The organism is Paenibacillus sp. An7 (genome assembly GCF_009870785.1).
In the GTDB taxonomy this organism is placed as follows: domain Bacteria; phylum Bacillota; class Bacilli; order Paenibacillales; family Paenibacillaceae; genus Paenibacillus.
The window spans coordinates 1-201 of record NZ_WTWX01000126.1; the positions used below are offsets into that span (position 1 = coordinate 1).

Here is a 201-nt window from a genome sequence, read left to right on the forward strand (position 1 = left end):
TAATCGTATCCTGCATCCATCGCTATATAGCTAAACCGGTAGGTCGGAAACTGTGTGCGTAGCCCTTTTAACAGAGGAATGGCAGCTTTTCCATCATTCATGCTTCCAGACGAAAGCAGTGAGCCAAGAATATATTGGCTTTGTGTTGCCACGGCCAGGTGGCCTTTGTAGCCATACCAATTCAAGTTTTTACCTTCACTA

At 45.3% G+C, this 201-nt stretch carries 1 protein-coding gene; it reads right to left on the minus strand.

Annotated elements, in window-relative coordinates; genetic code table 11:
• Positions 1-201, minus strand: a 201-nt coding sequence (locus GQY27_RS21410) for a transposase (RefSeq protein ID WP_160037264.1), incomplete at both ends; no start/stop codon positions are given.